This window comes from Allobosea sp. OAE752, assembly GCF_050433265.1.
GTDB classification, from domain to species: Bacteria; Pseudomonadota; Alphaproteobacteria; order Rhizobiales; family Beijerinckiaceae; genus Allobosea; species Allobosea spartocytisi.
This window is the reverse complement of sequence record NZ_JBNPXO010000004.1, coordinates 265,116-291,421: the sequence shown is the minus strand read 5'-3', so window position 1 is coordinate 291,421 and position 26,306 is coordinate 265,116. Positions and strand designations below refer to the sequence as shown.

Below are 26,306 nucleotides of genomic sequence, written 5' to 3'. Positions count from 1 at the left end.
CCAGGTGAGCGGGACAGTGAAGAGCCTGCTCTACGGCGTCGGCCTCGGGCCGGGCGCACCGGATCTGATGACGGTCAGGGCCCGCGAGATCATTCTCTCGGCCGACCGGCTCGTGCATTTCTGCAAGCGCGGCCGGCGCGGCAATGCCCGCGGCACGGCCGACGCGATCATCGCGCCCGATCCGGCCCGCGAGATCGAACTCGCCTTTCCGGTGACGATCGAGGCCAATGTCGGCGAGCCCGATTATGACGGACCGATCGCCGCCTTCTACGAGGAGGCGGCCGAGCGCCTCGCGGCGGAGATGCGGGCCGGGCGGACGCTCGCCGTGCTCTGCGACGGCGACCCGTTCTTCTACGGCTCCTTCATGCATCTGTGGCGGCGGCTCTCCCCGCGCTTCCCGACCGAGATCGTGCCCGGCGTCACCGGCATGACCGGCGCCTGGGGCGAGGCCGGTGCGCCGATCACCTGGGGCGACGACGTCATGACCGTGCTGCCCGGCACGCTGCCGGAGGCGGAGCTGGCGCGCCGCCTCGCCGATACCGACGCCGCCGTGATCATGAAGCTCGGCCGCAACCTGCCGAAGGTGCGCCGGGCGCTTGTGGCCGCCGGGCTGGAAGGGCGCGCGATCTATGTCGAGCGCGCGACCATGGCGCGGCAGGTGGTGGCGCGGCTTACCGACAAGGTCGATGACGAGGCTCCCTATTTCGCAATGGTGCTGGTGCCCGGCGAAGGGCGACGCCTGTGACCGGCTCCCTCACCATCGTCGGCCTCGGCCCGGGCACGGCGGAGTGGATCACACCGGCCGCGCAGGCGGCGCTCGATGCCGCGACCGACATCGTCGGCTACGGCCCCTATGTCGACCGGGTGCCGGAGCGGGAGGGACTGACCAAGCACGCCTCCGACAACCGCGTCGAGGTCGAACGGGCCTCCCATGCGCTGCGGCTGGCGGCGGAGGACCGCAAGGTCGCGGTCGTCTCAGGCGGCGATCCCGGCGTCTTCGCCATGGCGGCGGCAGTGTTCGAGGCGCTTGAGGCCGGCCCCGTCGAATGGCGTGCACTTCCGATCACGGTGGAACCCGGCATCACCGCGATGCTGGCAGCGGCTGCGAAGGCCGGGGCCCCGCTGGGCGGCGATTTCTGCGCGATCTCGCTCTCGGACAATCTCAAGCCCTGGGACGTCGTGACGGCACGGCTCGGAGCCGCACTCGCGGCCGATTTCGTGATCTGCCTCTACAATCCGATCTCGAAGGCGCGGCCCTGGCAGCTCGGCAGGGCGCTGGAGCTGGCGGCGGAGCATCGCGCGCCGGAGGCGCCCGTGCTCTTCGCCCGCGCCGTCGGACGGCCGGACGAGAGCCTGCGCATCTTGACGCTGGCCGAGGCCATCGCGGCCGCGGGCACGGCCGATATGGCGACCCTGGTGATGATCGGCGCGTCCAGCACGCGGTTGATCGCGCGCGAGGGCGGAGCCCCTTACGTCTACACGCCGCGCTCGGTGACGAAGAGCCCCTGCGTCACCAGCCAGGGCAGGACCTGATCGATATGATCGACGGTCTCGACATCGGGCTTGGGCGGGCGCTCAACCATCACCACCGGCAGGGAGAGCCGGCGCGCGGCCGTGAGCTTGCCGACGGTCGCCGGCCCGCCCGAATTCTTGCTGACCAGGACCTCGACGCCTTCGCGGCGCATCAGATCCTCCTCGTCGTCGGCATCGAAGGGACCGCGCTGCTGGATGACGTCGACATGCGGCACCGGCAAGCGATCGCCGATCGGCTCGATGGCGCGCACCAGATAGCGATGCTGCGGCGCATCGGCGAAGGCCGGCAATTCGAGCCGGCCGACGGTCAGGAAGACCCGCCGGGGTTCACGTCCCAGCGCCTGAACCGCCGCCTCGATGTCCGGCACGGACTTCCAGCGGTCGCCGTCGCGCGGTTTCCAGGAATCGCGCCGGATCGCCAGCAGCGGCACGCCTTCCGCCTTGCAGGCATGCTCGGCATGGAAGGGCATGATCGCAGCGAAGGGATGGGTCGCATCGACGACGGCGACGATGCCCTCCTCGACGAGGTAGCGCCTGAGACCCTCGATGCCGCCGAAGCCGCCGATCCGCACCGGCAGATTCGTCGGCCGGGGATCGACGGTATGCCCCGCCAGCGAGATAATGGCACGAATTTCGGGAGCCTGATCAGCCAGAAGCTGGTCAAGCGCAGCAGCTTCGCTCGTTCCGCCAAGGATGAGGACGGTCATGCCGGCAGTCTTACGTGAATCGGTTATTCTGTCGAGCCGCCCGGCTTCGCCCTGGCTCTCGCTGGTCGGCCTCGGGGAAGATGGCGCCGCCGGACTCTGCCGAGAAGCGCTCGCGGCGCTGAACGAAGCCGAGATCGTCTTCGGCGGCGAGCGGCATATCGCGCTGGTCGGCTCCGTCCCCGGCGAGCTTCGCTCCTGGCCGCAGCCCTTCCGCAACGCGCTGCCGCAGATCCTGGCCGAGCGCGGCCGCAAGGTCTGCGTGCTCGCGACGAGCGACCCGTTCCATTACGGCATCGGCAACAGCCTGAGCCGGGCGATCCCGCCCGAGGAGATGCGGATCATCCCGCAGCTCTCCTCCTTCTCGATGGCCTGCACGCGGATGCGCTGGCCGCAGGAGGAATGCGCGCTGGTCTCACTGCATGGCCGCACGCTCTACCGGATCGTGCCGCATCTCCAGCCCGAGGCGCGCATCCTTGCTTTGTCCTGGGACGAGACGACGCCGCGAGCCGTCGCCGACCTGATGACCGCGCGTGGCATGGGCGCAAGCCGCATCACCGTGATGGAATCGCTCGGCGGCCCGCAGGAGCGCATCCGCGAGAGCCGAGCCGATGCCTTCGCGCTCGACGATATCGTGCCGCTCAACCTGATCGCGGTCGAGGTCGCGGCCACCCGTGACTCGCGCATCCTCCCGCTGACGCCGGGGCTCGACGAGGAATGGTTCGCCCATGACGGGCAGATCACCAAATCGGAGATCCGCGCCATCACGCTGTCGGCGCTGGCGCCGCGCGCCGGCGAGCTGCTCTGGGATGTCGGGGCCGGGTCGGGCTCGGTCGCCGTCGAATGGTGCCAGCGACACACCCGCAACCGAGCCATCGCCTTCGAGGCCCGCGCCGAGCGGGCCGAGCGGATCGCCCGCAACCGGCTCGAGCTCGGCGGGCTCGCCGTCGAGGTGGTGGGCGCGGCGCCGGCCGGCTTCGTCGGACAGGAGGCGCCGGACGCCGTCTTCATCGGCGGCGGCCTAACGGAGGAGGGGTTGTTCGACGCCGCCTGGGCGGCGCTGAAGCCGGGCGGCCGGCTCGTCGCCAATGTCGTCACCCTCGAGGGCGAGGCGAAGCTCGCCGCGCTCCATGCCGAACATGGCGGCTCGCTCAGGCGCATCTCGATCGACCGGCTGGCGCCGGTCGGCGGCAAGCATGGCTGGCGCCCGGCGATGCCGGTGACGCAGTGGCGGGTCGAGAAGCCTTGAAGGCCGCTTCGCGTTCCCTCTCCTCCATCGACAGTCCGGACAAGCCGCAAAGCGGCGCCGATCCGGAATCCAGCGGAGGACTCGGCGTTCTACGATGGATTCCAGGTCTCCGCTTCGCTGCGCCCGGAATGACGGCGCGGGTCGAACGGAGTGCGCAACCATGACCGCCCGCCTCGTCGCCGGCATCGGCATCAGGCCCGGCACGGAGGCTGCCGACATCCTCGCCTGCCTCGACGAGGCTCTGGCGATCGCCGGGCTTTCCGGCATGGCGACGCCGCGCTTCGCCACACTGGCGAGCCGCGCCGCCGAGGCCGGCATGGTCGCGGCCGCCGCCGATCGTTCGGCCGAGCTCGTCGCCATCCCCGACGAGGCGCTGAAGGGATACGAAGCCGCCTGCGCCACGCGCTCGACCCGGATCGCCTCGCTCTACGGCGTCGGCTCGGTGGCGGAGGCCGCCGCGCTCGCCGGCGCCGGGCCGGGCGGCACGCTGGTGCAGCCGCGCATCGCGACCGGGCGCGTCACCTGCGCGCTCGCCAGGACAGCACCATGAAACCGCTCTGCGCATGACCATCCATTTCATCGGCGCCGGCCCCGGCGCGCCCGACCTCATCACCTTGCGCGGGCGCGATCTCATCGCGGCTGCGCCCGTCTGCCTCTATGCGGGATCGCTGATCCCGCAAGCCATGCTGGGCTGGTGCCCGCCCGGTGCGCGCATCATCGACACCGCCCCGCTCGATCTCGACGCCATCATTGCCGAGATGGAAGCTGCGCATCAGGCCGGGCAGGACGTCGCGCGCCTACATTCCGGCGACCTCTCGATCTGGAGCGCGGTGGGCGAGCAGATGCGCCGGCTCGATGCGCTGGGGATTCCCTATACGGTGACGCCGGGCGTGCCGGCCTTCGCTGCCGCGGCCGCCGCGCTGAAACGCGAATTGACGCTGCCGGGCGTGGCACAATCGCTGGTGCTGACGCGCACCTCCGGCCGTGCCTCTTCCATGCCGGAAAAGGAGACGCTCGCGACCTTCGCAGCTTCCGGCGCGACGCTCGCCATCCATCTCTCGATCCATGTGATCGAGCAGGTCGTGGCGGAGCTGACGCCCTTCTATGGCTCGGATTGCCCCGTCGCCGTGGTGTTCCGGGCGACATGGCCGGACGAGACGGTGCTCAGCGGCTCGCTTACGACCATCGCCGCGCAGGTGAGGGCGGGCGCGCTGGAGCGCACGGCGCTGATCCTGGTCGGGCCGGCGCTGGCAGCCGACGATTTCGCCGAGAGCGCGCTTTATTCAGCCGGCTACGATCGCCGCTTCCGGCCGGGGGGTGGCACGTGATCGCGCGCGGGCTTCTCATCGCCGCGCCGCGCTCCGGCTCCGGCAAGACGACGATCACGCTCGGGCTGCAACGCGCGCTCGTGCGGCGCGGACTCACGGTACGCGGGCTGAAATGCGGGCCGGATTATATCGATCCCGCCTTCCACGCCGCGGCGACGGGCGCAGCGAGCGCCAATCTCGACAGCTACGCGATGTCGGACGGGCTGCTCGGGCACATAGCGGGCGAGGCGGCGGATGGCGCCGACATCGTCATCGCCGAAGGCTCGATGGGGCTGTTCGACGCCGTGCCGGGCGCGGCCGGCCATACCGGCGCCAGCGCCGACATCGCCGCGCTGCTGGGCTGGCCGGTCGTGCTCGTCATCGACGTTTCCGGGCAGGCGCAATCGGCGGCGGCCGTTGCGTTAGGCTGCAAGCTCTATGACCCGCGCATCCGTGTCGCCGGCGTCATCCTCAACAAGGTCGCAAGCGCGCGCCACGAGCGACTGGTGCGGCAGGGTATGGAGCTGATCGGCCTGCCCGTGCTCGGCGCGCTGCCGCGCGAGGCGAGCCTCATCCTGCCCGAGCGCCATCTCGGGCTGGTGCAGGCCGGCGAGACGGCCGATCTGCATGCCAGGCTCGACGCCCTGGCCGAGGCCGTGTCCGCCGCTGTCGATCTCGAGGCCGTCATCGCGGCCGCCGGGGAGACGCGACTGCCACCGGCGGAGACGGCGACCCCGCCGCTGCCTCCGCCCGGCCGACGCATCGCAATCGCGCGCGATGCCGCCTTCTCCTTCGTCTATCCGCATGTCGAGGCCGGCTGGCGGGCGGCGGGCGCCGAGATCCTTCCCTTCTCGCCGCTGAGAGACGAGCCGCCGCCGGAGGATTGCGATGCCTGCTGGCTGCCGGGCGGCTATCCCGAACTCCATGCCGGCAGGCTCGCTGCCGCCGGCCGCTTCCTCGGAGGCTTGCGCCGCTTCGCCGAAACCCGCCCGGTCCATGGCGAATGCGGCGGCTACATGGTGCTGGGACGCAAGCTCACCGACGCCGACGGGGTGACGCACGCCATGGCGGGGCTGCTCTCGGTCGAGACCTCCTTCGCGAAGCGGAAGATGAATCTCGGCTATCGCCGCGCGGTGCTGGAGGCGGATGGTCCGCTCGGCCCGGCCGGCACGGCGCTGACGGGGCACGAATTCCACTATGCAAGCATCGTCGCGCAAGGCGAGGACCCGCCCTTCGCCACCGTCCGCGACCCGCATGGCTCGCCTCCCGCCGTCGCGGGAAGCCGCCGCGGCCTGGTGACGGGTTCGTTCTTTCACGCCATCGCGACGGCGGAATCGGCGTGAGCGGCCCCCCGGCCTTCGACCCGGGCTTCGCGCAGCAATTTGCGGAGCTGCTGCGCTGGCGGCGCGATGTGCGGCGGTTCAGACGGGACCCGGTCCCCGCCGGGCTGATCGACGATCTGCTCGCGCAGACGCAGCTTTCGCCCTCGGTCGGGCATTCGCAGCCCTGGCGCTGGCTCGCAGTCACGGAGGCAGCCCAACGCGAGGCGGTGCAGGAGAGCTTCCGCCGCTGCAACGCCGAGGCGCTGGCCGCCTATGAAGGCGAGCGGGCCGCTCTCTATGCCCGGCTCAAGCTCGAGGGTCTGCGCGAGGCCCCCGTGCAGTTCGCCGTGTTCTGCGACCACGGCACGCAACGCGGCCACGGCCTCGGCCGGCAGACCATGCCGGAAATGCTGGATTATTCGGTCGTCGCGGCGATCACGCAGTTCTGGCTGGCGGCGCGCATCCACGGCCTCGGCGTCGGCTGGGTCTCGATCCTCGAACCCGCCGAAATCGCCGCCGCGCTGGGCGCGCCGCCGGAGTGGAAGCTGATCGCCTATCTCTGCATCGGCTGGCCGGAAGAGGAATGCGCCGTGCCGGAACTGGTCAAGGCGGGCTGGGAAACCGGGCGATAAGCCAGGACCGCACGGGCGGAGCCCGAGGCGATCGGCGCGCGTCCCGAACCCGTCGACAAAGCGTCGCCCCCGGCCGGCCTACATAACAAAGAGCCGGCCCAAGGGCCGGCTCTTCATGTCCCGCTCAATCCCGTGCCTCAGCGGCCGCGCAGAATGCCGCCCATGATGGCGCCGCCGAGGATCGAGCCGAAGGCGGCCGCACCAGCTGAATCGCCCGTCGCGTCGCCGCGCTGCCGCACGCGGCCCTGATAGCCAGTGCTGGTGGTGCCGGCCCGCGGGGTGCCGGAGCTGGCAACGCCGCGCTCGCGAGCGAGGTCGCGCTGATACATCTCGTCACCCTCATAGGTGATCTTGCGGGTGGCCGCCGTGCCACCCTTGCGCTCGACCGTCCTGCTCTTCTTCTCGGTGGCAGCCTTCGCTTCATCCGCGAGCAGGCGCTGGTAGGCGGGCTCGCTCTGCGCGCGCAGCGCCGTCGCCTGCAAGGCCGTGAGGAAGCCGGTCTCCGGCACGCTGCGCGACTTCTGCCAGTCCTGGATCGCCTTGCGCTGGCCCGGCCCGAAATTCGCGGCGAGCTTGCCGGGCTGGAAGCCGGCGACGCGCAGGCGGGTCTGCAGCTCGCGCCGGCCCTTGGCGTCGAGCTTCATCGCAGCCTCGGTCTGGGCGGTGCCGATCTCCTTCTTCAGCGCCTCATCGGTCACGGCGGGAGCAGCGGCAGCGGCGGCCGTGGCGGCATTGGCCGGCGGCGTCGCCGCCTCCAGGCTCGCGAGCCGGTTGCGCGCGAAGGTGGCGAACTGGCCGGAGGGGAAGGCGTCGAGATAGGCGCGATAGTCGGCCGCGGAATTGCCGCGCTCCGCCACTTCCCAAGTCTTGATATCGATCTGGCCGCGGTCGAAGACCGGTGCCGCCGGCATGGTCGGCGCGGGCACCGCCGCATTGATCGCCTTGGCCGCGTCGGCGCTGCCGCCGGCCACGTCGGTCGCGGAGGCCGCGGCCAGCTTCAGCGTCGGGTTCAGCTTGAACTCACCGATGATCGAGGAATTGGTCCAGGGCTTCTGCTTCTTGCCCGTCGATTCCCAGACATCGGCGCGGACGCGGTCCATCACCGTGGTGATCGACACTTCGGGCGTCTCGATATGCTTCAGCAGCGCATCGGTGAAGGGGCTGTGCCCGTCCTTCTCACCGTCGAGCGCGGTCGCGCGCGGATCGGTGGCGAAGGCGATCAGGATGCCGGAGGCGGACTGCGTCTCGATCGGCGTCAGGCCACGGGTCACGGCGCGCGACCTGGCGGCAAGCTGGGACGCGAAAGGATTGTCGCGGCAGGCATCGAGGATGACGATGTTGACCCGCTCGTCACGCTGCATCTGGCGCAGGATGAGCTGGATATTGACGGCACGGAAATCGAGATCGGCCTCCGAACGCAGCGAGGCATCGACCGGAATGAGGTAGTTCTCATCGCCCACGGCGATGCCGTGACCGGCATAATAGACCAGCCCGGCCTTGGCGCCGTCGAGCCTCTGGGCGAACTGACGCACCAGATTGGTCATGTCGTCCATCTTGAGGTCGTAGCCCTCGACCACCTCGAAGCCGAGACGCTTGAGCGCCGCCGAGACACCCTTGGCATCGCGCATCGGGTTGGCCAGCGGCGGCACCGCCGAATAGGCGCTGTTGCCGATGACGAGCGCGACGCGGCGCTCGGGAACGGCGGCATGGGCTGCCGGGGCAAGCGCCACAGCACAGAGCACCAGCGCAAAGGCCACGGCCATTCGGGCACGGAACACCGAAATGCGAGTCGCGACGCTCACGACAACCTCCCAGCTCAATCATGCGCGCATCGCGGCCAACTGTGGCCACTCGCGCGACGGGACACGCCTAAAATATCAAAATAGCGGTGATCGAAGGCAGTCACATTTCTACCGCAATCACCCCGACCGGTAAACCAGCTTTCCCTTGGTCGCAGCCCATCCGCGATGGGTTCAAAGCGATGCCGGCCAACCACCCGGGAAATCGCGCGCAGCCTGCGCGTGCGGGCGCGCACCGCGCATCCTTCATTCGCATGACAAGGGCGGCATAAGACAAAGGGATGAGATCAGGCGCCAGACGGCGTCCAGGGCGGGAGCGAACGTTGACTTATGCCTGGAGCGCGGTGCAGCATGACATGCAAGGGGAAACGATAAACCAAGAAAGACAAAGCTGATGAAGGCCAGTATTCCGCATGCCTGAAGATATTATTTTGTCGACTTCAGGTTTGACCAAGGAATTCGCCGGCTTTACGGCGGTCAGCGGCGTCGACCTCAAGGTCAAGCGCGGCTCGATTCATGCGCTGATCGGGCCGAACGGAGCGGGCAAGACGACCTGTTTCAACCTGCTGACCAAGTTCCTCCCGCCGACGCGCGGGACGATCGTCTATAACGGTCGCGACATCACCGGCGAGAAGCCGGCCGAGATCGCCCGGCTTGGCCTCGTTCGCTCCTTCCAGATCTCGGCAGTGTTCCCGCAGCTCTCGGTGCTGACCAATGTCCGCATCGCGCTGCAGCGCAAGCGCGGCGACTCCTTCGATTTCTGGCGCTCGGAGCGCAGCCTGAAGAACCTCGACGCCGAGGCGCGGCGGCTGGTCGAGGCGGTCGGCCTCTCCCCCTTCCTCGAACTGACCGCGGGCGAACTCTCCTATGGGCGCAAGCGCGCGCTGGAGATCGCGACGACGCTGGCGCTCGAACCCGAGATGCTGCTGCTCGACGAGCCGATGGCCGGCATGGGCCGCGAGGACATCGAGCGGATCGAGGCGTTGATCCGCAAGGTCTCGGCCGAGCGCACCATCCTGATGGTCGAGCACAATCTCTCGGTCGTCGCCTCGCTCTGCGACCGCATCACCGTGCTGGCGCGCGGCCAGGTGCTGGCGGAGGGCGACTACGCCACCGTCTCGAAGGATCCGCGCGTGGTCGAAGCCTATATCGGCTCGGGAGGCGGCCATGGCCATCACTGAAGCCGCCCGGGCCCCGGCCGCCACGGCCGGCACCGCGCCCTTGCTGAAAGTGCGCGGGCTCGAGGCCTGGTACGGCGAGAGCCATGTGCTGCATGGCATCGACCTCGACGTCGCGCCGGGCGAGGTGGTGACGCTGCTCGGCCGCAATGGAGCCGGCAAGACCACGACGCTGAAATCGATCATGGGCGTCATCGGCAAGCGCAAGGGCTCGGTCGTGCTGGAGGGCAAGGAGACGATCGACCTGCCCTCGCGCGCCATCGCCCGGCTCGGCATCGGCTTCGTGCCGGAGGAGCGCGGCATCTATGCCTCGCTCTCGGTCGAGGAGAACCTGATGCTGCCGCCGCAGGTGCGCCCCGGCGGGCTGTCGCTGGAGCGCATCTTCACGCTGTTCCCCAACATCAAGGAGCGGCTGAAGAGCCAGGGCACCAAGCTCTCGGGCGGCGAACAGCAGATGCTGGCGATCGGGCGCATCCTGCGCACCGGCGCCCATCTCCTCCTGCTCGACGAGCCGACCGAGGGGCTCGCGCCGGTGATCATCGAGCAGATCGGCCGCACCATCGCGGAGCTGAAGCAGGAAGGCTTCACCATCATCCTGGTCGAGCAGAATTTCCGCTTCGCCCAGACGGTCGCAGACCGGCACTATGTCGTCGAGCAGGGCAAGGTCATCGACATGATCCCCAATGCCGAGCTCGACGCCAATATCGACAAGCTCCACCGCTATCTCGGGGTCTGACCCGCTCAGCGCCCCGCAATCAGAAAAGCGCCGGGAAACGCCGGCATCCACCTCAGGGAGAACGATGATGAAGCTGAAGACCTTCCTCGCGACGAGCGCGCTCGCCGTCCTATTGGCAAGCCCGGCCTTCGCCCAGCAGATCTCGGTCAAGGCCGGCGTGCTGAACGACCGCTCGGGCCTCTATGCCGACCTCGCCGGCGAGGGCTCCGTTGTCGCCGCCCGCATGGCGGTCGAGGACTTCAAGGCGGCCGAGAAGGGCATCAAGGTCGAGATCGTCTCGGCCGACCACCAGAACAAGCCGGATGTCGGCTCGACCATCGCGCGGCAATGGTACGATCAGGACGGCGTCGACCTGATCCTCGACGTGCCGACCTCCTCGGTCGCGCTCGCCGTCAGCCAGATCACCAAGGAAAAGAACAAGATCAACATCAACTCCGGCGCCGGCTCCTCGGACCTGACCGGCAAGGCCTGCAACGCCAACACCATCCACTGGACCTATGACACCTACGCGCTGGCGCAGGGCACCGGCGGCGCCATGGTGAAGGCCGGCGGCGACAGCTGGTTCTTCCTCACCGCCGACTACGCCTTCGGCCATGCGCTGGAGCGCGACGCGACCGCGACCATCACCAAGGCCGGCGGCAAGGTGCTGGGCTCGGTCAAGACGCCGTTCCCGGGCACTGACTTCTCGTCCTTCCTGCTCCAGGCGCAGGCCTCGAAGGCCAAGGTGATCGGGCTCGCCAATGCCGGCAGCGACACCACCAACGCGATCAAGCAGGCCGGCGAGTTCGGCATCGTCGCCGGCGGCCAGAAGCTCGCAGGGCTCCTCGTCTTCATCAGCGACGTCCATGCGCTCGGCCTGCAGGCGGCGCAGGGGCTGGTCCTGACCGAATCCTTCTACTGGGACCGCGACGACCAGACCCGCGCCTGGTCGCAGCGCTTCGCCAAGCTCAATGGCGGCAAGATGCCGACCATGGTGCAGGCGGGCGTCTATGCCGGCCTGCTGCACTATCTCAAGGCGGTCGAGGCCACCAAGAGCAAGGACACGGCGACCCTCATGGCCAAGATGAAGGAAATGCCGACGGACGACCCGCTCTTCGGCAAGGGTTCGATCCGCCCGAACGGCCGCAAGATGCACGACATGTATCTCTACGAGGTCAAGAAGCCGTCTGAGTCGAAGGGCCCGTGGGACTACTACAAGCAGATCTCCGTGCTGCCGGCCGAGCAGGCCTTCCAGCCTCTGGCCGAGACCGGCTGCTCGCTGGTCAAGTAACGAGCGCTTCCGGTCCCTCCACCGTCATCCCGGGCGCCCGCAGGGCGACCCGGGATCACGAAGAGGTTCGAGAGCCCACCCACAAGATGATCTGAGCCACGCATGTTCGAGCTTCTCGGAATCCCGCCACAAGCCTTGTTCGGCCAGGTCCTGCTCGGCCTGATCAACGGCTCGTTCTATGCGATCCTGAGCCTCGGGCTCGCGGTGATCTTCGGGCTGCTCAACATCATCAACTTCACCCATGGCGCCCAGTACATGATGGGCGCCTTCGTGGCCTGGATGGCGCTGAACTATCTCGGACTGAACTACTGGGCCGCGCTGCTGCTGGCGCCGATCGTGGTCGGCGCCATCGGGGTCCTGATCGAGCGGCTGCTGCTCAAACGCATCGCCCATCTCGACCATCTCTATGGGCTCCTGCTCACCTTCGGCCTGGCGCTGATCATCCAGGGCCTGTTCCGCAATTATTACGGCTCGTCCGGCCTGCCCTATGGCATCCCGCCGCAGCTTTCGGGCGGGCAGAATCTTGGCTTCATGTTCCTGCCGAACTACCGGGCCTGGGTGATCGTCGCCTCGCTCACCGTCTGCATCGGCACCTGGTTCCTGATCGAGAAGACCAAGCTCGGCGCCTATTTGCGCGCCGCGACCGAGAACCCGACCCTGACCCAGGCCTTCGGCATCAACGTGCCGCTGCTGGTGACGCTGACCTACGGGTTCGGCGTCGCGCTCGCGGCCTTCGCCGGCGTGCTCGCCGCGCCGATCTACTCGGTCAATCCGAATATGGGCGGCGACCTGATCATCGTCGTCTTCGCGGTGGTGGTGATCGGCGGCATGGGCTCGATCATGGGCGCGATCGTCACCGGCTTCTCGCTCGGCCTGATCGAGGGCCTGACCAAGGTGTTCTATCCGGAGGGCGCCGCGACCGTGATCTTCGTCATCATGGTGCTGGTGCTGCTGGTGAAGCCCGCCGGCCTGTTCGGCCGCCCGGCCTGACGCGAGAAGGACAACGACATGACCGATCTCGCCACCACCGAAGCCGCCAGCGGCGTCGCGCTCGCCGAGACCGACGACAGCACCGCGAAGCTGCACCGCAACCTGTTCATCGCCATCGCGGCGCTGCTCGTGGTCGCGCCCTTCGTCGCCTATCCCGTCTTCGTGATGAAGGTGCTCTGCTTCGCGCTGTTCGCGCTCGCCTTCAACCTGCTGCTCGGCTATGGCGGCCTGCTTTCCTTCGGCCACGCCGCCTATTTCGGCATGGCGAGCTATGTCAGCGCCTACACCGCCAAGAACTGGGGCCTCACGCCGGAGCTCGCGATCCTGCTCGGCACCGTGGTCGCAGCCCTGCTCGGCACGGTGTTCGGCGCGCTCGCCATCCGCCGCCAGGGCATCTATTTCGCGATGATCACGCTGGCGCTGGCCCAGATGGTGTTCTTCTTCTCGCTGCAGACGCCGCGCTTCACCGGCGGCGAGGACGGCATCCAGGCCGTGCCGCGCGGCAAATTCCTCGGGCTGATCAGCCTGGAGGACGACCGCGCGCTCTACTGGCTGGTGGCGGCGATCTTCCTTGGCGGGGTGCTGATGATCTACCGCATCATCCACTCGCCCTTCGGCCAGGTCTGCAAGGCGATCCGCGACAACGAGCCCCGCGCCATCTCGCTCGGCTACCGCGCCAACCAGTACAAGCTGATGGTCTTCGTGCTCTCGGCCACGCTCGCGGGGCTTGCCGGCGCGACCAAGGCGATCGTCTTCCAGCTGGCGTCGCTCACCGACGTCTACTGGACGATGTCCGGCGAGGTCGTGCTGATGACGCTGGTCGGGGGGCTCGGTACCGTCTTCGGCCCGATCGCCGGCGCGGTCGTCATCGTCGCCATGCAGAACTACCTCGCCAGCCTCGGCTCCTGGGTTCTCGTGGTCCAGGGCGGCATCTTCGTGCTCTGCGTCCTGCTCTTCCGCGAGGGCATCGTCGGCCTCGTCGCGAAATGGATCAAGAAGCCGCTGTGACGCTCGAGAGCGGCGGGATCAGCGGATCAGCTGCGAGATCGCCCTGAACTGCGGATGCTCGGCGCTCCGCAGCCATTCGAACAGCACCATCTCGGTGGTGACGATCTCGGCCCCATGCGCCGCGAGGCGGCGGATCGCGACAGCATGCGAGTCCGGCGCGCGGGAGCCGACGGCATCCTCCACCACCACGACGCGGCGACGATGCTCGAGCAGGGTGATGGCCGTCTGGGCGACGCAGACATGCGCCTCGCAGCCGCAGATGAGGATGTCCCTGTCGCCGCCCAGGACTTCGAGAACGGCGGGCTCGGCGCAGGCGTCGAAGCTCGTCTTGGCGATGGCAGGGGCGGCTCCGGCGAGTTCCGGAACGGTCGGGCCGAGCTTGGACGGGCTCTGTTCCGTGACGATCACGGGAATGTCGAGCAGGCGTGTCGCTTCGACGAGCCGGACCGCATTGGCCAGGACCCGTCCTCCGTCATGGATCGCCGGCACCAGCCGGGCCTGCAGATCGATGACCAGCAGCACGGCGTTCCCTGCATTCATGAGCGGCATCGGTCCGGTTCCCTGCGACAAGTGCGCCATAGGCATCTCACGCGGCAACGACCGTCAAGCCGGCAGAGCGTCGCTTCCGGCTTGACAGGAATCGTTGATATCAACAGAAAAGGATCATGACCGAACCACGAAGCGTCCCCTTCGAGACGACCCTGCTTGTCCGCGACTGTTGCCTGTGCCTGCATGTGCAGCGTGCGGCCCGCGCATTGGCGCGCCGCTTCGACGAGGCGCTGCGGCCGCTCGGGCTGACCAACGGGCAATTCTCGCTGCTGATGTCGCTGAACCGGCCCGAACCGCCCTCGCTCAAGCCGGTGGCGGAACTGCTCGCCATGGATCGCACCACGCTCACCGCAGCCCTGAAGCCGCTGGAACGGCGCGGGCTCGTCAGCATCGCGGCCGACCCGCGCGACCGCCGCAGCCGGCGGCTCTCGCTGACCCCGGCGGGGCTTGAGCTTCTGGCCGCGGCAGTGCCGATCTGGCAGCGGACCCATGAGATCGTCGATACGCAGCTCAACGACCCGCCTCGCTTCCGGCGGGAACTCGGCCGCATCGTCTGATTACCCTCGCTTCCCACTTCTGAAGGACAAGCCATGCCCCAGATGATCTTCCTCAACCTGCCCGTGAAGGATCTCCCGCGATCGATGGCTTTCTTCCAGGCGCTCGGCTTCTCCTTCAACCCGCAATTCACCGACGACACCGCCGCCTGCATGGTGATCAGCGACACCATCTTCGCGATGCTGCTGACCCACGCGAAATTCGAAAGCTTCTCGCCGAAGCCCATCGCCGACACCAATGAGAGCATCGAGGTCCTGACCTGCCTGTCACGGGAGAGCCGGGCGGATGTTGACGCGATCGTGAAGGCCGCCGTCGCCGCCGGCGGCTCGACCTACAACGCGCCGCAGGACCATGGCTTCATGTATGGTCACGGCTTCCGCGACCTCGACGGCCATGTCTGGGAAGTGATGTGGATGGACCCGGCTGCGGTCCAGGGTTGAGCCGACCCGTCTCCACCGCAGAGCCGACCCCACGCCCCGCTCCTAGCGCATGATGCGTCGTGGAATTAACCTGTGGCCATTCCCCAGATGCAAGTTTGGCTGCAGGCTCCATGGACAAGCGGGTCGAGACACAGGCGCATGCCGCGCCGCTGACGCATGCGGATATCCGCTCGATCCTGATCGGCGTCATGGTTGCGATGTTCCTGGCCGCGCTCGACCAGACGATCGTCGCGACCGCGCTGCCGACGATCGGGCGCGAGCTCGGCGACGTCACCCACCTGCCCTGGATCGTCACCGCCTATCTCCTGGCCTCGACCGCGGTTACGCCGCTCTACGGCAAGCTCGCCGACATCCATGGGCGGCGCGTCGTGCTGCTCTCCGGCATCGTCGTCTTCGTGATCGGCTCGGTCGCCTGCGCGCTGGCGCCCAATCTCTGGCTGCTGATCGTCGCCCGCTTCGTGCAAGGGCTGGGCGGCGGCGGCCTGATCGCGCTGGCGCAGACCATCGTCGGCGACATGGTGCCGCCACGGGAGCGGGGCCGCTATCAGGTCTATTTCGCCAGCGTCTTCCTGTCCTCCTCGCTCATCGGCCCGGTGCTGGGTGGCGTGCTGGCCGAGAAGCTGCACTGGTCCGTGATCTTCTGGATCAACGTTCCGCTCGGCTTCGGCGCCTATTGGATGTCGAGCGCGGCGCTGAAGCGCCTGCCGCGGCATGAAAGGCCGCACAAGCTCGACGTTCTCGGCGCCATGCTAATGACGGCGGGAACGCTCTCGCTGCTGCTGGCCCTGTCCTCCGGCGGCACGGCCTATCCGTGGCGCTCGGCGCCGATCGCGGGGCTCATCGCGGCCACGCTGGTGTTGTGGAGCCTGTTCGCCTGGCGCCAGCGCACGGCCAGCGAGCCCCTGATCCCGCTCGACATCATGACCAACCGGGTGGTGCGCGCCGGCACGGTCGCCGCCGGCTTCGGCATGGGCACCTTCATCGGCCTGACCATCTATCTGCCGCTCTATTTCGAGACGGTGATGGGGCTGAGCGCGACCTATTCCGGGCTCGGCCTGTTGCCGCTGACCTGCGGCACGGTGATCGGCGCCACCGCCTCCGGGCGCGCGATGACGAAGCTCACCCACTACAAGCGCGTGCCCATGGTCGGGCTCGCCGTCGCGGCCGTGGGGACCGCGGTGATGGCCGTGTTTTCCGGCCGGATCCCGCTGGTGCCGTTCTGCATGATCCTGGCGATCGTCAGCCTCGGGCTCGGCACGCTGCTGCCCGTCGCGACGGTCTCGATCCAGAACGCCGTCAGGCCGCATCAGCTCGGCACGGTGACGGGCGTGGCGAATTTCTTCCGGCAGATCGGCGGCGCGCTGATCGTCGCCGCCCTGGGCGCCATCGTACTCGGCGGCGTCGGCGGCGAGACGGCCCAGCTCTCGCCCGAAGCGCTGAAGCTCGGCACGGTCGATCGCGACATGATGGTGACGCTGTTCCGCTACGTCTTCGGCGCGGCCTTCCTCGGCTTCGCGCTGGCCTTCGCTTTCATCACCTGGATGGAGGAATTGCCGCTGCGCGGCGGGGCGGCCGAGGCTGCGACGGCCGCCGCGGCGATGGAGTGAAGGAACCGGGCCGGCGGCGGCGCGTTTCCATCTGCCTGTCATCTGCCCGAGGCAGGCTCACCGCCTTTGCAGCAGGAGCGCCGCCATGTCCGATCTCGTCGTCATCGTCTATCCGACCGAGGCCCGCGCCGAGGAGATGCGCCAGAAGCTCATCGGCCTGCAGAAGGAATATCTGATCGAGATCGGCGACGCCGCCATCGCGGTGATGCATGAAGGCGGCAAGGTGAAGCTCAACCAGCTGCTCAACACCACGGCGCTCGGCGCGGTCTCCGGCTCGTTCTGGGGGCTGCTGATCGGCGCGATCTTCCTGATGCCGCTCTTCGGCGCCGCGCTCGGCGCGGCTTCCGGCGCACTCGGCGGCGCGCTGACCGATTACGGCATCGACGACAAGTTCATGAAGGACCTCGCCGGCAGCCTGCAGCCCGGCAATGCGGCGCTGTTCGTGCTGGTCAAGAAGGTGACCGGCGACAAGGTGCTGGAGGCGATCCGCGGCACCGGCGGCACCGTTCTCAAGACCTCCCTCGACCGCTCGCAGGAGCAGAAGCTGCGCGACGCGCTGGCCGATGCCCACGCGACCATGCCGCCGGCAGCCGACGCCGCGCCGGCGCCGCAGGGAACCGGCGCTCCCTCGCCCGTGGGCTGAGCGATCACCCTCCCGTCATGCTCGGGCTCGACCCGAGCATCTCCTGCCGGAGATTCCCGGGTCGAAGCTGCGCTTCGCCCGAGAATGACGGTACGCGTTCTCAGTCCCTGAGCAGCTCGTTGATGCCGGTCTTGGAGCGCGTCTGCGCGTCGACCGTCTTGACGATGACGGCGCAGGACAGTGCCGGGCCCGGCGTGCCGTCAGGGAAGGGCTTGCCCGGCAGCGAGCCCGGCACGACCACCGAATAGGGCGGCACCTTGCCGATATGGACCTGGCCGGTGGCGCGGTCGACGATCTTGGTCGAGGCCGAGATGAAGACGCCCATCGAGAGCACCGAGCCCTCGCCGACGATCACGCCCTCGACGACCTCGGAGCGGGCGCCGATGAAGCAGTTGTCCTCGATGATGGTCGGGTTGGCCTGCAGCGGCTCGAGCACGCCGCCGATGCCGACGCCGCCCGAGAGATGCACATTCTTGCCGATCTGGGCGCAGGAACCGACCGTCGCCCAGGTGTCGACCATGGTGCCGCTGTCGACATAGGCGCCGATGTTCACGAAGGACGGCATCAGCACGACGTTCGGCGCGATGTAGGAGCCCTTGCGCGCGGCGGCCGGCGGCACGACCCGGAAGCCGGCGGCGCGGAAGCGGTTCTCGCCCCAGCCCTCGAACTTCGACGGCACCTTGTCCCAGAACACGCCCTCGCCCGGGCCGTTGGCGATGATCACGTTGTCGGTGAGGCGGAAGGAGAGCAGCACCGCCTTCTTCAGCCACTGATGGACGATCCAATCCGCGCCTTGCTTTTCCGCGACGCGGGCCTCGCCCGCATCGAGCATCTCGATCGTCCGCTCGACCGCCTCGCGCACGGCGCCCTTGGTCGAGATGCCGATCTCGGCCCGGTTCTCCCAGGCGGCGTCGATGGTGGCGGCGAGATCGGCGAGGGACATGGGACACGGCTCCGGCACTTGAAGGACGGCCGGAGCGATGGCGGATGAGGGAGCGTCCGTCAAGCCGCGACGCGACGGCGCAGCAGATAGGTGTCCATGATCCAGCCATGGCGGGCGCGGGCCTCGGCCCTGACACGGGTGATTTCGGAGAGGGTCTCCGCGAGCGGCCCGGCGAGCAGGATCTCGTCGGCCGTGCCGAGATAGGCCCCCCAGAAGATGTCGAGCCCGTCGGGAGCGATCTCGGCGAAGGCCTGTTCCCCGTCGAGCATCACCACGACGCTGTCCTGATCGACGGGGAAGCCGGCGGCCAGCCGCCGGCCGGTCGTGATCAGGATCGGCGCGCCGATGGTGTTCAACGGAATGCGGTGGCGGGCGGCCAGCACCTGGACGCTGCTGATGCCGGGATAGACCTGCCAGTCGAGATCGAGGCCGGAAGCCGCGACCCGCTCCATGATGCGCAGCGTCGAGTCGTAGAGCGCCGGATCGCCCCAGACGAGTAGTGCGCCGGTCTCGCCCTCGACCAGCTCGCTCTCGAACAAGCCCCGGTAGCGGGCCGCGATGCGCGCATGCCAATCGTCGACCACGCCCTGGTAGTCGTCGCCGGCTTCGGCCCGCCTTGGAATGGTAACCGGCACGCTGCGATAGCCGGGCTTGCGGATGAAACGCGCGCAAATGGCCTCGCGCAGGTGGCGCAGCGCCGCCTTCTCCTCGCCCTTGTCGGGAATGAACAGCACATCGGCGCGGTTGAGCGCTTCGATCGCCTCGATCGTGACGTGGTCGGGGTTGCCGGCTCCGATGCCGATGACGAGGATGTTGCGCATGCTGCTCCGAAGGCTCGAAGCGGCTTACCATGAGCACGACCCGAAATGCGAGATCAGGCCCGGCCGGCCACCGCCATCCGCGCGAGGTCGGGATGCCGCGACAGCGCCGCGCCGCGCTTCAGCGCCGCTTGAAGCGCCTCCAGATCCGCCGCAGGACATGGCTGCCAGCCACAAGGGCACGGCCGATTGCCGCAATGAGCATCCGCCACCTCCCTGTAGATCGATCCCAGCGCCTCCGCCGTCAGTTCGACCAGCGCCAGGGGCGGCAGCCGGGTCCCCTGCAGCGCGGCGCAGAACGCCGCCATCATCGCCTCGCGGATGTCGCGCCCTGCCGCTTCGAGCATCTCGCCGTCCGACAGATCAGGCGGCACGGTCGATGCCCCGCATCGCCGCGGGACGATGGGGCGGCGGCGGCCCCTGCTCGGGCAAGGCGACAGCGAGCAGGTCGACAAGGCGCCGCATGCGCGCCGGCAAGGCGGTATGGGTGGAGAAATCGGCCGGCCCTTTGGCCAGGGCGAATGCGCGGCGCAGTTCCGGCCGGCTCGCGCCGGTGCGGACCACTTCCCGCATGATGATCTCGTCGATTCGGCCGATGACGGCCGCGACATCTGCTTCGGTGATGCCGGTCATGCTGGCACTTCCCTCCGTCGATTCCTTCAGCGGAAGGAGACATAGGCGAGCAGCGCGATTCGTTCAAGTCGTTGTTTTTATTGAATAAATAGAATGATTCGAATGTAAACGCACCCTTGTCGCCGATGCGCGTGACCAGATCATGACCGCCGGCGCCGCACGATCTCCAGCGGCGCGCCATGGCTCGCCCGCCGGTCGAGCGCGATGTCCTCGGCCCCGAAGAAGGACAGCGCGCAGATGCCCTGGCCGCGCGCCGCCAGATGCGACGAAGGCGCCTGGCCTGCGTCGCGGGGCGCGACGATGGACAATATCTGCTCGCCGATGCGGAACTGCGCGAGGCCGAAGCCGAGCCCCGGCACGGTGCCGACCGCGACAGGCTCCTGCCTGAGCAAGGCGCGGTAGCGCGCCGTCGCGGCAGCCAAATCGCGCACGGCCACAGTTACGGCCGCCACGCCGGTCACACCGTTGGCATGGATGCGCGGCGCCCCTTCCGGCACACGCAGATGGCGCGGGGTGGTGTCCTCGACCAGAAACGGGATATCCGGCTCCAGCGGGCGCGCCGAACGCCAGGCGATGCGGCTGCCGTCGGGCTGGAGCCGGCTGCCGTCGATCGGGCCCTCCAGCTCGATGCCGGCGGCACGCTGGCGCGCGATGTCCGCTTCGAAATCATCCGGAAGCAAGGCGTAGTCGACGAAGCCGGGGCCGGCCGCCCGGAACACCTCCCACCAGCGGAAATCCGGAACCGGGGTCGGGAAGGCAATGATCTCAAGATAGGCGCCATCCGCCAGCACCACGAGCGCATTGCGCGAGCCGCGCGGATGCTCGCCGCCGGGAAGAACCGTGAAGCCCAGCGCTTCATAATCCCGCGTCGCCTGGTCGAGATCGGCGACGGCGATGACGATATGGTCGATGGTGAAGGGCATGGCCGGTCCTGCTCAGGCATGGCTCGCGATGGCTTCGACGGCCCCGCGCCGCCAGATCGCCCGAAAGGCCCGGCTTCGGCAAGCGGCCTGCCGGCAAGGCTGGGCCTCGCGCAGCGCCTGTGCGGCCATACGGATTCCCAGCGGCCGGCGATTGCCTTATCGACAGGGACAGGCCGCCGGCGGAGAAGAACCATGAGCGACACCCACGAGATCGCCTCCGGCGGGCTGAAGGCGACAATCCGCGCACAGGGCGGTGAAGTCGTCGCGTTTTCGGATGCGGATGGCCCGCTGCTCTGGCATGGCGGGCCGGAATGGCCGCGCCATGCGCCGGTGCTCTTTCCCATCGTCGGACGATTGGCGGAGGACACGCTGATCCATCAGGGCCGCGCCTACCACCTGACTCAGCACGGCTTCGCCCGCGACAGCCTGTTCGCATGGGTCGAGCGCAGCGAAAGCCGCGCCGTGCTGGAATTGCGGGAGAGCGAGGCGACGCTCGCAATCTATCCGTTCCGCTTCGTGCTGCGGATGATCTACGAGATCGCCGATGGCGCGCTGTCGGTGACGACGCATGTCACGAATCCAGCGCAGACCGCATTGATCTGCGGCGTCGGCGCCCACCCGGCTTTCCTCTGGCCCCTGGCCGAGGGCGTTCCGAAGGAGCGGCACAGGCTGACCTTCCCGCAAGCCGAACCCGGCCCCGGCCTCGGCGTCGCGGGTGGCTTGCTCGGCCCGGCGCTGCCGCTGCCCTTCGCCGGGCGGGAGCTCGAACTGACCGAGGGGCTTTTCGCCAATGACGCCATCGTCATTGCGGATGTCGCCAATCACGCCGCGCGTTTCGCCGCTCTCGACGAAGCCGGGCGCGAGGTCCGGGCACTGAGCGTGAGCTGGGAAGGCTACAAGGACCTCGGCATCTGGTCGAAGCCGACGGGCGCGCCCTTCCTTTGCATCGAGCCGTGGTTCAGCATGGCGAGCCCGATCGGCTGGCAGGGCGAATTCGCGGACAAGCCGGGCGTGCTCAAGCTCGCACCCGGCGAAAGCCGCGATTTCATCTGGCGGGCCGAGCCGCATTTCATTCCGACGCGCGCGCCAAGATAGAGCGCGGCCTCACTTCTTCTCGATGTTCCAGAACAGCATGACCGGCGCCGCCAGCACGCCGCTGATATTGCTGCGACGGGCATAGGGCTGATCGAACTGCCCGAGCACGCGGTAAGGCTGCACCTCCGCCAGCCGCTTGTGCAGCGCCTCGAGCGCAAGCTGCCGGCTGGCATCGTCGGGCGCATCGACGAAGGCGCCGCGCAGCTTCTCGGCCTCGGCATCGCAAGGCCAGCCGGCCCAGGCGCGCTCGCAGGCCATGTTGGTGCCGATATTGGTCAGCGGCGACTGCATGGTCGCGCCGGAGGCATAGGTGACGAAGAGGTTCCAGCCGCCCTGATCCGGCGGGCTCTTGTTCTGCTGGCGGGTGGTGACAGCGCCCCAATCGGCGAACTGGACCTCGACATTGAAGCCGACCTTCTTCAGCGAATCGGCCGCGACCTCGGCCATGCGGCCGATCGGCGCGATGTCATTGCTGGTCGAGAGCACCAGCTTCTCGCCCTTGTAGCCGCTTTCCTTCAGGAGCTGGCGCGCCTTCTCGAGATCGGGCTTGGCATAGCCTTCCGCCCCGATTTCGGTGCCGTTCGGGCTGCCGCAGACGAAATAGGCGTTGCAGCGCTTCCACCATTCCTCGTCACCGAAGCCGGCGGCGAGGAAATCGGCCTGGTCCGTGGCATAGGCGAGCGCGAGCCGGGCCTTGGGATTGTCGAAGGGCGGATAGAGATGGTTCGGCCGCAGCATCACCTGATTGGCGAGGTTGGAATAACGCTCGACCTTGACGTCGCGATTGGAAGTGATCGTCGGGATCAGGTCCTGGCTCGGCTGCTCCCAGATGTCGATCTCGCCGGTCTGGAGCGCGGCCGCGGCGGTCGCGGCATCCGGCATGATCAGCCATTCGACGCGATCGACCTTGACGACCCGCCCGCCCGCGAGCCCGTCGGCCGGCTCGGAGCGCGGCACGTAATCGGGGTTGCGGTCATAGACGATCTTCGAGCCGCTGCGCCATTCCGCGCGATTGAAGGTGAAGGGGCCCGAGCCGATCGCCTCGGTGATCGGTTTCATCGGGTCGCTCTTGGCATCGGCCTCGCGCATGATCACCGGGATCTGGCCGACAGCGGAGCCGAGCGCGAAGGGCACCAGCGCGAGCGGGCGCTTGAGCTTCAGCTTGAAGGTCCTGGCGTCGACCGCCTCCATGCCTTCGGTATATTCGGCGAGCTTGCCGCCGATGGTGTCGCGCTTCATCCAGCGCGCGAGCGAGGCGATGACGTCCTTCGTCGTCACCGGCTGGCCGTCGTGGAATTTGAGGCCGGGCCGCAGGGTGAACGACCAGGTCAGCTTGTCCGGCGAGGTCTCGAAACTCTCGACCATCTGCGGCTTGGGCAGGAGGTTCGAATCCCAGGCGAAGAGCGTCTCGTAGATCATCAGCCCGTGCATGCGGGTGATGACGATGGAGGCGGCGACCGGATCGAGCGTCTTGAGGTCGGCATGCGGCGCGACGCGCAGCACCCGGTTCGGCGCCGGCTGCGTCTGTGCCCGGGCGGCAAGGGGCAGCAGGGCCGTCGCCGCCAGGGCGAGAGCCGTTGCAAGGCGGGGTAGACGCATGGGAACCTCCTCCAGTCTTCGTCAGGCCGGCGCCTCCCCCTCAGGAGCGCCTAGTCGACACGCTCCATCTGCAAGATCCTCGCCCGGTGGCCGGCGACCCGCAAACCGCCGGTACTGTCGAGCCAGAGGCAAGGTCGCGCCCGCCAGGGTCCGTGCGCGAGATCGGCCAGCGCCCGGCCGTTGGGCAGCGGCGTCAGCCGGGTCGCGGTGCCGCCGGCCGGCCAGGGCCATAGCGCGGTGCCATCCGGCCGGATCGCGATCTCCGTGCCGAAATGCGGATCGCGCCAGCGGCCGATCAATCGCGCGTCGAACGGCGTGTCGGCCGGCACGCGCCGCAGCGAACGCCGGACGCCGCCGATCAGGCCGGCGAGGCCGTCCGCCCCCTCCCGCCGCAGGCGGATGTCGAGATAGGCCGGCAGGCTGCGCAGGCTGCCCTCGCCATCGGCGACGAGGCGCTCATAACCGCCCATGAAGCTGATCGAATCGGCGGTCAGCTCGGCCCAGAACGGGCCCTCCTCGCTGGCGAAGAGCCCCACAGGAGCCTCTGCCGCAGCCGGCAGCGGCTCTCCCAGCAAGGCCGCCAGCACCGTCAGCGCCGGCCAGAGCGCCTCCTCCTCGCGATTGGTCAGCACGACCACGCCGACGCCGCGCGCAGGCGCCATCAGGGCGTGGTTGCGATAGCCCGGCAGCGAGCCGCCATGGCCGACGATGTCGAAGCCACCGAGACGGCTGCAGACCAGCCCGAGCCGGTAGACGCTCTCGCTGCCATCCGCGAAATGGCGCGGCGCCGTCAGCCGCTCCCGCATGCCGGCGAGCGGACCGCGGCCGGCGAGCAAAGCCGAAAACCAGCCGGCGAGGTCGGCGGCCGAACCGGCGATGCCGCCGGAGGCGGAGAAATGGAAGCCGTAATGGCCGCGCCGCCAGGCCGCGCCATCGCGCCAATAGCCGGTGGCGAGGCCGGGCACGATCTCCGCGCTGTCATAGGGCAGGCGGAAGGAGAGCCCGAATTCGCCCGACAGCGCCGCGACGGTCTCACCATAGGGCTTGCCGGTCAGCTTCTCGAGAATGCGCTGCCCCAGCCTCCAGCCCGTGTTGGAATAGGCCATCTCGGTGCCCGATGGCGCACTCAATGACGGGAAACGGCAGGCGAGCGCGTAGATCTCGTCGGCGCTCAAGGTCGCCGTGTAGGGCGCGCCTTGCTGCCAGAAGGCCTCCATCATGTCCGGCAGGCCGCCGGTCATGTCGAGGGCGCGGCCGAGCTCGACCGCGGCCAAGGGCTCCGGCAGTTCGGGCAGCCAGCGGCCGAGCGGGGCATCGAGCGGGACGCCCTCGCGCAGCAGCGCGACGGCCAGCACATGCTTGCTGATCGAGGCGAAGCGGTTCGGCGTGGCGGGCGTGAAGGGCAGGCCGTGCTCGATGCTGGCGAACCCGCCGGCAAACGCCTCGCGAACCCCGTCGCGGTCGAAGAGCACGACGGCGCCACCCGGCCCGGCGTCCCGATCCCAGGTGGCGGCGATGTCGGCCGCGCGCGCGGCGGCCCCTGTCCAATTCGCTGCCATGACTCAGGCCGGCTGCGCTTCGCCGAGGAGATTGCGCAGCGCCCGCATGAAGACGCGCGCGCCGGTGCCGATGGCGTCGTCCGGGAAGTCGAAATCCGGATTGTGCAGATGGGCGGTATCGCCCGAACCGAGCAGGAACATCGCCGATTTCGCACCACGGCCGAACAGGCCGAAATCCTCCGAGCCACGCGACGGCTTGGTCGGCCCGTGCGGGACGTTCTCCTCGTCCATCGCCCGGCGCAGCATGGCCACGGCCTCCGGCTCGTTCTCGCAATGGTGGAAGATGTCGTGATAGCTCATCTCGACCGTCAGCCGGCTCGCCTCCGCCGCCTCGCGCGCCAGCGCTTCCGCCGCCGCGCAGAGCGCGCCCATCTGCGCGTCGTTGACGGTGCGAAGCGTCGCCCAGAGCTCGCCATGGCCGGGCGCGATGCCGAAGGCCGGCTCGCCGATCTCGACATGGGTGACGGTGACCAGACGGAAATGCTCGTCGAGCGGGCCGCCCGGCCCAAGCGCCGTCAGGGCGGGGATCAGCGTCGCGATGGCCGGCGCGGGCGAGCGGCCATGCTCCGGCGTCGAGGCATGCGAGGTTTCGCCGGTGAGCACGATCCTGATACCGCGCGAGGCGCAGTTCGCCGCGCCTTCCGAAATGCGGGCATGGCCGACCGGCACGCCCGGGCGATTATGCAGGGAAAAAGCGTAATCGGGCGCGATCCCGGCGAATTTCGGATCGGCGATGACGGCGGCCGCTCCTGCGCCGGTCTCCTCCGCCGGCTGGAACAGCAGGATGGCGCGGCCGCGCCTGGGCGGATTGCGGTGGAGCCCGCGCGCCAGCCCGGCCAGAATGGTCATATGGCCGTCATGGCCGCAGAGATGGCCCTTGCCGGGGATTTCAGAGCGATAATCGCTGCTGGAGAGTTCCTCGATCGGCAGCGCGTCGAGCTCGGCGCGGATCATCACCGTCGGTCCGGGCTCGGTGCCCTCGTAGATCGCCGCGACGCCGTGGCCGCCGAGGCCTGTGACGATGCGGTCCGGCTGCGTCGGTTCGATGAAGGCGACGATGGTCGCGGCGGTCTCGCGTTCCTCGCCGGAGATCTCGGGCCGGCGATGCAGCCGATGCCTGAGATCGACCAGATCGACCATGTCGCTGTTGCTCAGGAACATCCGCAAACCTCCCACGGCCAGCCAGCGATTCAGCCGGCTCTTTCCCTCAGAGG

Annotated in this window: 28 protein-coding genes; 17 read left to right on the top strand and 11 right to left on the bottom strand. The window is 68.7% G+C overall.

The features are described from left to right. Nucleotides 1–4: 4 nt before the first annotated feature. On the top strand, nucleotides 5–745 hold the full coding sequence (locus GGC47_RS13115) for a precorrin-2 C(20)-methyltransferase (protein WP_370954903.1): 741 nt from the start codon (nucleotides 5–7) through the stop codon (nucleotides 743–745). Beyond that, a complete protein-coding gene (gene cobJ / locus GGC47_RS13110; protein ID WP_142022301.1) occupies nucleotides 742–1,533 on the top strand; it encodes a precorrin-3B C(17)-methyltransferase in 792 nt (263 codons plus the stop codon). Before GGC47_RS13115 ends, cobJ begins: the two co-directional genes overlap by 4 nt. On the opposite strand, the gene GGC47_RS13105 is transcribed toward cobJ, so the two are convergent. Next, on the bottom strand, nucleotides 1,476–2,240 hold the full coding sequence (locus GGC47_RS13105; RefSeq protein WP_051988203.1) for a cobalt-precorrin-6A reductase: 765 nt from the start codon (nucleotides 2,238–2,240) through the stop codon (nucleotides 1,476–1,478). The two genes, cobJ and GGC47_RS13105, sit on opposite strands and share 58 nt — an antisense overlap. On the opposite strand from GGC47_RS13105, the gene cbiE reads away from it, so the two are divergent. The 5 genes from cbiE (at nucleotide 2,239) to bluB (ending at nucleotide 6,747) form a co-directional block, all read left to right on the top strand. After that, entirely contained in the window at nucleotides 2,239–3,486 is a 1,248-nt protein-coding gene (gene cbiE, locus GGC47_RS13100; RefSeq protein ID WP_142022302.1) for a precorrin-6y C5,15-methyltransferase (decarboxylating) subunit CbiE, read from the top strand. The genes GGC47_RS13105 and cbiE overlap by 2 nt on opposite strands. 160 nt (nucleotides 3,487–3,646) lie before the next feature. Next, nucleotides 3,647–4,036 carry a cobalamin biosynthesis protein gene (locus GGC47_RS13095; RefSeq protein WP_142022303.1) on the top strand — a complete coding sequence of 130 codons (390 nt, stop codon included), beginning with the start codon at nucleotides 3,647–3,649 and terminating at the stop codon, nucleotides 4,034–4,036. Nucleotides 4,037–4,049: 13 nt separating this feature from the next. Then, nucleotides 4,050–4,814, top strand: coding sequence for a precorrin-4 C(11)-methyltransferase (cobM, locus tag GGC47_RS13090; protein ID WP_142022304.1), 765 nt, complete (start codon nucleotides 4,050–4,052; stop codon nucleotides 4,812–4,814). Then, nucleotides 4,811–6,136, top strand: a complete 1,326-nt coding sequence (locus GGC47_RS13085) for a cobyrinate a,c-diamide synthase (RefSeq protein WP_370954905.1) — start codon at nucleotides 4,811–4,813, stop codon at nucleotides 6,134–6,136. Before cobM ends, GGC47_RS13085 begins: the two co-directional genes overlap by 4 nt. Continuing rightward, entirely contained in the window at nucleotides 6,133–6,747 is a 615-nt protein-coding gene (gene bluB / locus GGC47_RS13080; protein WP_370954906.1) for a 5,6-dimethylbenzimidazole synthase, read from the top strand. The genes GGC47_RS13085 and bluB overlap by 4 nt, the downstream gene beginning before the upstream one ends. 137 nt (nucleotides 6,748–6,884) lie before the next feature. On the opposite strand, the gene GGC47_RS13075 is transcribed toward bluB, so the two are convergent. Beyond that, nucleotides 6,885–8,549, bottom strand: coding sequence for a caspase family protein (locus GGC47_RS13075; protein ID WP_142022307.1), 1,665 nt, complete (start codon nucleotides 8,547–8,549; stop codon nucleotides 6,885–6,887). Between the two features lie 410 nt (nucleotides 8,550–8,959). On the opposite strand from GGC47_RS13075, the gene GGC47_RS13070 reads away from it, so the two are divergent. The 5 genes from GGC47_RS13070 to GGC47_RS13050 all read left to right on the top strand — a co-directional run bounded on the left by GGC47_RS13070 (nucleotide 8,960) and on the right by GGC47_RS13050 (nucleotide 13,728). Beyond that, nucleotides 8,960–9,727, top strand: a complete 768-nt coding sequence (locus tag GGC47_RS13070; RefSeq protein WP_038364593.1) for an ABC transporter ATP-binding protein — start codon at nucleotides 8,960–8,962, stop codon at nucleotides 9,725–9,727. Next, the gene (locus tag GGC47_RS13065) at nucleotides 9,714–10,460 is read left to right on the top strand and encodes an ABC transporter ATP-binding protein (RefSeq protein ID WP_051988205.1); all 747 of its coding nucleotides are present in this window, start codon (nucleotides 9,714–9,716) and stop codon (nucleotides 10,458–10,460) included. The genes GGC47_RS13070 and GGC47_RS13065 overlap by 14 nt, the downstream gene beginning before the upstream one ends. Nucleotides 10,461–10,527: 67 nt before the next feature. Beyond that, a complete protein-coding gene (locus GGC47_RS13060) occupies nucleotides 10,528–11,730 on the top strand; it encodes an ABC transporter substrate-binding protein (protein ID WP_370955008.1) in 1,203 nt (400 codons plus the stop codon). 102 nt (nucleotides 11,731–11,832) lie between these two features. Continuing rightward, a complete protein-coding gene (locus tag GGC47_RS13055; protein WP_112765203.1) occupies nucleotides 11,833–12,720 on the top strand; it encodes a branched-chain amino acid ABC transporter permease in 888 nt (295 codons plus the stop codon). Nucleotides 12,721–12,738: 18 nt separating this feature from the next. Next, complete coding sequence (locus tag GGC47_RS13050) at nucleotides 12,739–13,728, top strand: branched-chain amino acid ABC transporter permease (RefSeq protein ID WP_370954908.1); 990 nt, start codon at nucleotides 12,739–12,741, stop codon at nucleotides 13,726–13,728. Nucleotides 13,729–13,746: 18 nt separating this feature from the next. On the opposite strand, the gene GGC47_RS13045 is transcribed toward GGC47_RS13050, so the two are convergent. Further along, complete coding sequence (locus GGC47_RS13045; protein ID WP_429068323.1) at nucleotides 13,747–14,268, bottom strand: hydrolase; 522 nt, start codon at nucleotides 14,266–14,268, stop codon at nucleotides 13,747–13,749. A gap of 125 nt (nucleotides 14,269–14,393) precedes the next feature. Between GGC47_RS13045 and GGC47_RS13040 the strand changes: the two genes are divergently transcribed. The 4 genes from GGC47_RS13040 to GGC47_RS13025 all read left to right on the top strand — a co-directional run bounded on the left by GGC47_RS13040 (nucleotide 14,394) and on the right by GGC47_RS13025 (nucleotide 17,522). Continuing rightward, nucleotides 14,394–14,834 (top strand): MarR family winged helix-turn-helix transcriptional regulator, encoded by a 441-nt coding sequence (locus GGC47_RS13040; RefSeq protein WP_112765200.1) that lies wholly within the window; start codon nucleotides 14,394–14,396, stop codon nucleotides 14,832–14,834. Nucleotides 14,835–14,867: 33 nt separating this feature from the next. Continuing rightward, nucleotides 14,868–15,272 carry a VOC family protein gene (locus tag GGC47_RS13035; protein WP_142022311.1) on the top strand — a complete coding sequence of 135 codons (405 nt, stop codon included), beginning with the start codon at nucleotides 14,868–14,870 and terminating at the stop codon, nucleotides 15,270–15,272. A 95-nt stretch (nucleotides 15,273–15,367) separates the two neighbouring features. Further along, nucleotides 15,368–16,879 carry an MDR family MFS transporter gene (locus GGC47_RS13030; protein WP_248312473.1) on the top strand — a complete coding sequence of 504 codons (1,512 nt, stop codon included), beginning with the start codon at nucleotides 15,368–15,370 and terminating at the stop codon, nucleotides 16,877–16,879. An 85-nt stretch (nucleotides 16,880–16,964) separates the two neighbouring features. Beyond that, nucleotides 16,965–17,522 (top strand): DUF1269 domain-containing protein, encoded by a 558-nt coding sequence (locus GGC47_RS13025; RefSeq protein WP_370954909.1) that lies wholly within the window; start codon nucleotides 16,965–16,967, stop codon nucleotides 17,520–17,522. A 100-nt stretch (nucleotides 17,523–17,622) separates the two neighbouring features. Here the strand turns inward: GGC47_RS13025 and dapD are convergent, their stop codons facing one another. The 5 genes from dapD to GGC47_RS13000 all read right to left on the bottom strand — a co-directional run bounded on the left by dapD (nucleotide 17,623) and on the right by GGC47_RS13000 (nucleotide 20,839). Then, the gene (dapD, locus tag GGC47_RS13020; RefSeq protein ID WP_142022313.1) at nucleotides 17,623–18,465 is read right to left on the bottom strand and encodes a 2,3,4,5-tetrahydropyridine-2,6-dicarboxylate N-succinyltransferase; all 843 of its coding nucleotides are present in this window, start codon (nucleotides 18,463–18,465) and stop codon (nucleotides 17,623–17,625) included. A gap of 59 nt (nucleotides 18,466–18,524) precedes the next feature. Then, entirely contained in the window at nucleotides 18,525–19,286 is a 762-nt protein-coding gene (cobF, locus tag GGC47_RS13015; RefSeq protein WP_142022314.1) for a precorrin-6A synthase (deacetylating), read from the bottom strand. A 53-nt stretch (nucleotides 19,287–19,339) separates the two neighbouring features. Continuing rightward, nucleotides 19,340–19,630, bottom strand: a complete 291-nt coding sequence (locus GGC47_RS13010; RefSeq protein ID WP_142022315.1) for a hypothetical protein — start codon at nucleotides 19,628–19,630, stop codon at nucleotides 19,340–19,342. A gap of 16 nt (nucleotides 19,631–19,646) precedes the next feature. Next, nucleotides 19,647–19,916: a hypothetical protein gene (locus tag GGC47_RS13005; protein ID WP_038364612.1), complete on the bottom strand. Its 270-nt coding sequence runs from the start codon at nucleotides 19,914–19,916 to the stop codon at nucleotides 19,647–19,649. A gap of 140 nt (nucleotides 19,917–20,056) precedes the next feature. Then, nucleotides 20,057–20,839, bottom strand: coding sequence for a VOC family protein (locus GGC47_RS13000; protein WP_113253751.1), 783 nt, complete (start codon nucleotides 20,837–20,839; stop codon nucleotides 20,057–20,059). A 192-nt stretch (nucleotides 20,840–21,031) separates the two neighbouring features. Between GGC47_RS13000 and GGC47_RS12995 the strand changes: the two genes are divergently transcribed. Further along, on the top strand, nucleotides 21,032–21,934 hold the full coding sequence (locus tag GGC47_RS12995) for an aldose 1-epimerase family protein (RefSeq protein WP_142022316.1): 903 nt from the start codon (nucleotides 21,032–21,034) through the stop codon (nucleotides 21,932–21,934). Nucleotides 21,935–21,943: 9 nt separating this feature from the next. On the opposite strand, the gene GGC47_RS12990 is transcribed toward GGC47_RS12995, so the two are convergent. Genes GGC47_RS12990 through GGC47_RS12980 form a run of 3 tightly spaced genes read right to left on the bottom strand, consistent with a single transcriptional unit; the run spans nucleotide 21,944 to nucleotide 26,253 of the window. Further along, nucleotides 21,944–23,533, bottom strand: coding sequence for an ABC transporter substrate-binding protein (locus GGC47_RS12990; RefSeq protein ID WP_142022317.1), 1,590 nt, complete (start codon nucleotides 23,531–23,533; stop codon nucleotides 21,944–21,946). A gap of 50 nt (nucleotides 23,534–23,583) precedes the next feature. Continuing rightward, on the bottom strand, nucleotides 23,584–25,092 hold the full coding sequence (locus GGC47_RS12985) for a serine hydrolase domain-containing protein (RefSeq protein WP_429068315.1): 1,509 nt from the start codon (nucleotides 25,090–25,092) through the stop codon (nucleotides 23,584–23,586). A 3-nt stretch (nucleotides 25,093–25,095) separates the two neighbouring features. Beyond that, the gene (locus tag GGC47_RS12980) at nucleotides 25,096–26,253 is read right to left on the bottom strand and encodes an amidohydrolase (protein WP_142022319.1); all 1,158 of its coding nucleotides are present in this window, start codon (nucleotides 26,251–26,253) and stop codon (nucleotides 25,096–25,098) included. Nucleotides 26,254–26,306: the final 53 nt, after the last annotated feature.

Coding starts and splice junctions, on each gene's coding strand:
- GGC47_RS13000 (WP_113253751.1), bottom strand. CDS start 20,839: ATGCCCTTCACCATCGACCATATCGTCATCGCCGTCGCCGATCTCGAC.
- GGC47_RS13035 (WP_142022311.1), top strand. CDS start 14,868: ATGCCCCAGATGATCTTCCTCAACCTGCCCGTGAAGGATCTCCCGCGA.
- GGC47_RS13040 (WP_112765200.1), top strand. CDS start 14,394: ATGACCGAACCACGAAGCGTCCCCTTCGAGACGACCCTGCTTGTCCGC.
- dapD (WP_142022313.1), bottom strand. CDS start 18,465: ATGTCCCTCGCCGATCTCGCCGCCACCATCGACGCCGCCTGGGAGAAC.
- cbiE (WP_142022302.1), top strand. CDS start 2,239: ATGCCGGCAGTCTTACGTGAATCGGTTATTCTGTCGAGCCGCCCGGCT.
- GGC47_RS12990 (WP_142022317.1), bottom strand. CDS start 23,533: ATGCGTCTACCCCGCCTTGCAACGGCTCTCGCCCTGGCGGCGACGGCC.
- GGC47_RS12995 (WP_142022316.1), top strand. CDS start 21,032: ATGAGCGACACCCACGAGATCGCCTCCGGCGGGCTGAAGGCGACAATC.
- GGC47_RS13060 (WP_370955008.1), top strand. CDS start 10,528: ATGAAGCTGAAGACCTTCCTCGCGACGAGCGCGCTCGCCGTCCTATTG.
- GGC47_RS13050 (WP_370954908.1), top strand. CDS start 12,739: ATGACCGATCTCGCCACCACCGAAGCCGCCAGCGGCGTCGCGCTCGCC.
- GGC47_RS13025 (WP_370954909.1), top strand. CDS start 16,965: ATGTCCGATCTCGTCGTCATCGTCTATCCGACCGAGGCCCGCGCCGAG.
- GGC47_RS13065 (WP_051988205.1), top strand. CDS start 9,714: ATGGCCATCACTGAAGCCGCCCGGGCCCCGGCCGCCACGGCCGGCACC.
- GGC47_RS13005 (WP_038364612.1), bottom strand. CDS start 19,916: ATGACCGGCATCACCGAAGCAGATGTCGCGGCCGTCATCGGCCGAATC.
- GGC47_RS12980 (WP_142022319.1), bottom strand. CDS start 26,253: ATGTTCCTGAGCAACAGCGACATGGTCGATCTGGTCGATCTCAGGCAT.
- GGC47_RS12985 (WP_429068315.1), bottom strand. CDS start 25,092: ATGGCAGCGAATTGGACAGGGGCCGCCGCGCGCGCGGCCGACATCGCC.
- GGC47_RS13070 (WP_038364593.1), top strand. CDS start 8,960: ATGCCTGAAGATATTATTTTGTCGACTTCAGGTTTGACCAAGGAATTC.
- GGC47_RS13105 (WP_051988203.1), bottom strand. CDS start 2,240: ATGACCGTCCTCATCCTTGGCGGAACGAGCGAAGCTGCTGCGCTTGAC.
- GGC47_RS13095 (WP_142022303.1), top strand. CDS start 3,647: ATGACCGCCCGCCTCGTCGCCGGCATCGGCATCAGGCCCGGCACGGAG.
- cobM (WP_142022304.1), top strand. CDS start 4,050: ATGACCATCCATTTCATCGGCGCCGGCCCCGGCGCGCCCGACCTCATC.
- GGC47_RS13010 (WP_142022315.1), bottom strand. CDS start 19,630: ATGCTCGAAGCGGCAGGGCGCGACATCCGCGAGGCGATGATGGCGGCG.
- GGC47_RS13055 (WP_112765203.1), top strand. CDS start 11,833: ATGTTCGAGCTTCTCGGAATCCCGCCACAAGCCTTGTTCGGCCAGGTC.
- GGC47_RS13045 (WP_429068323.1), bottom strand. CDS start 14,268: ATGAATGCAGGGAACGCCGTGCTGCTGGTCATCGATCTGCAGGCCCGG.
- cobF (WP_142022314.1), bottom strand. CDS start 19,286: ATGCGCAACATCCTCGTCATCGGCATCGGAGCCGGCAACCCCGACCAC.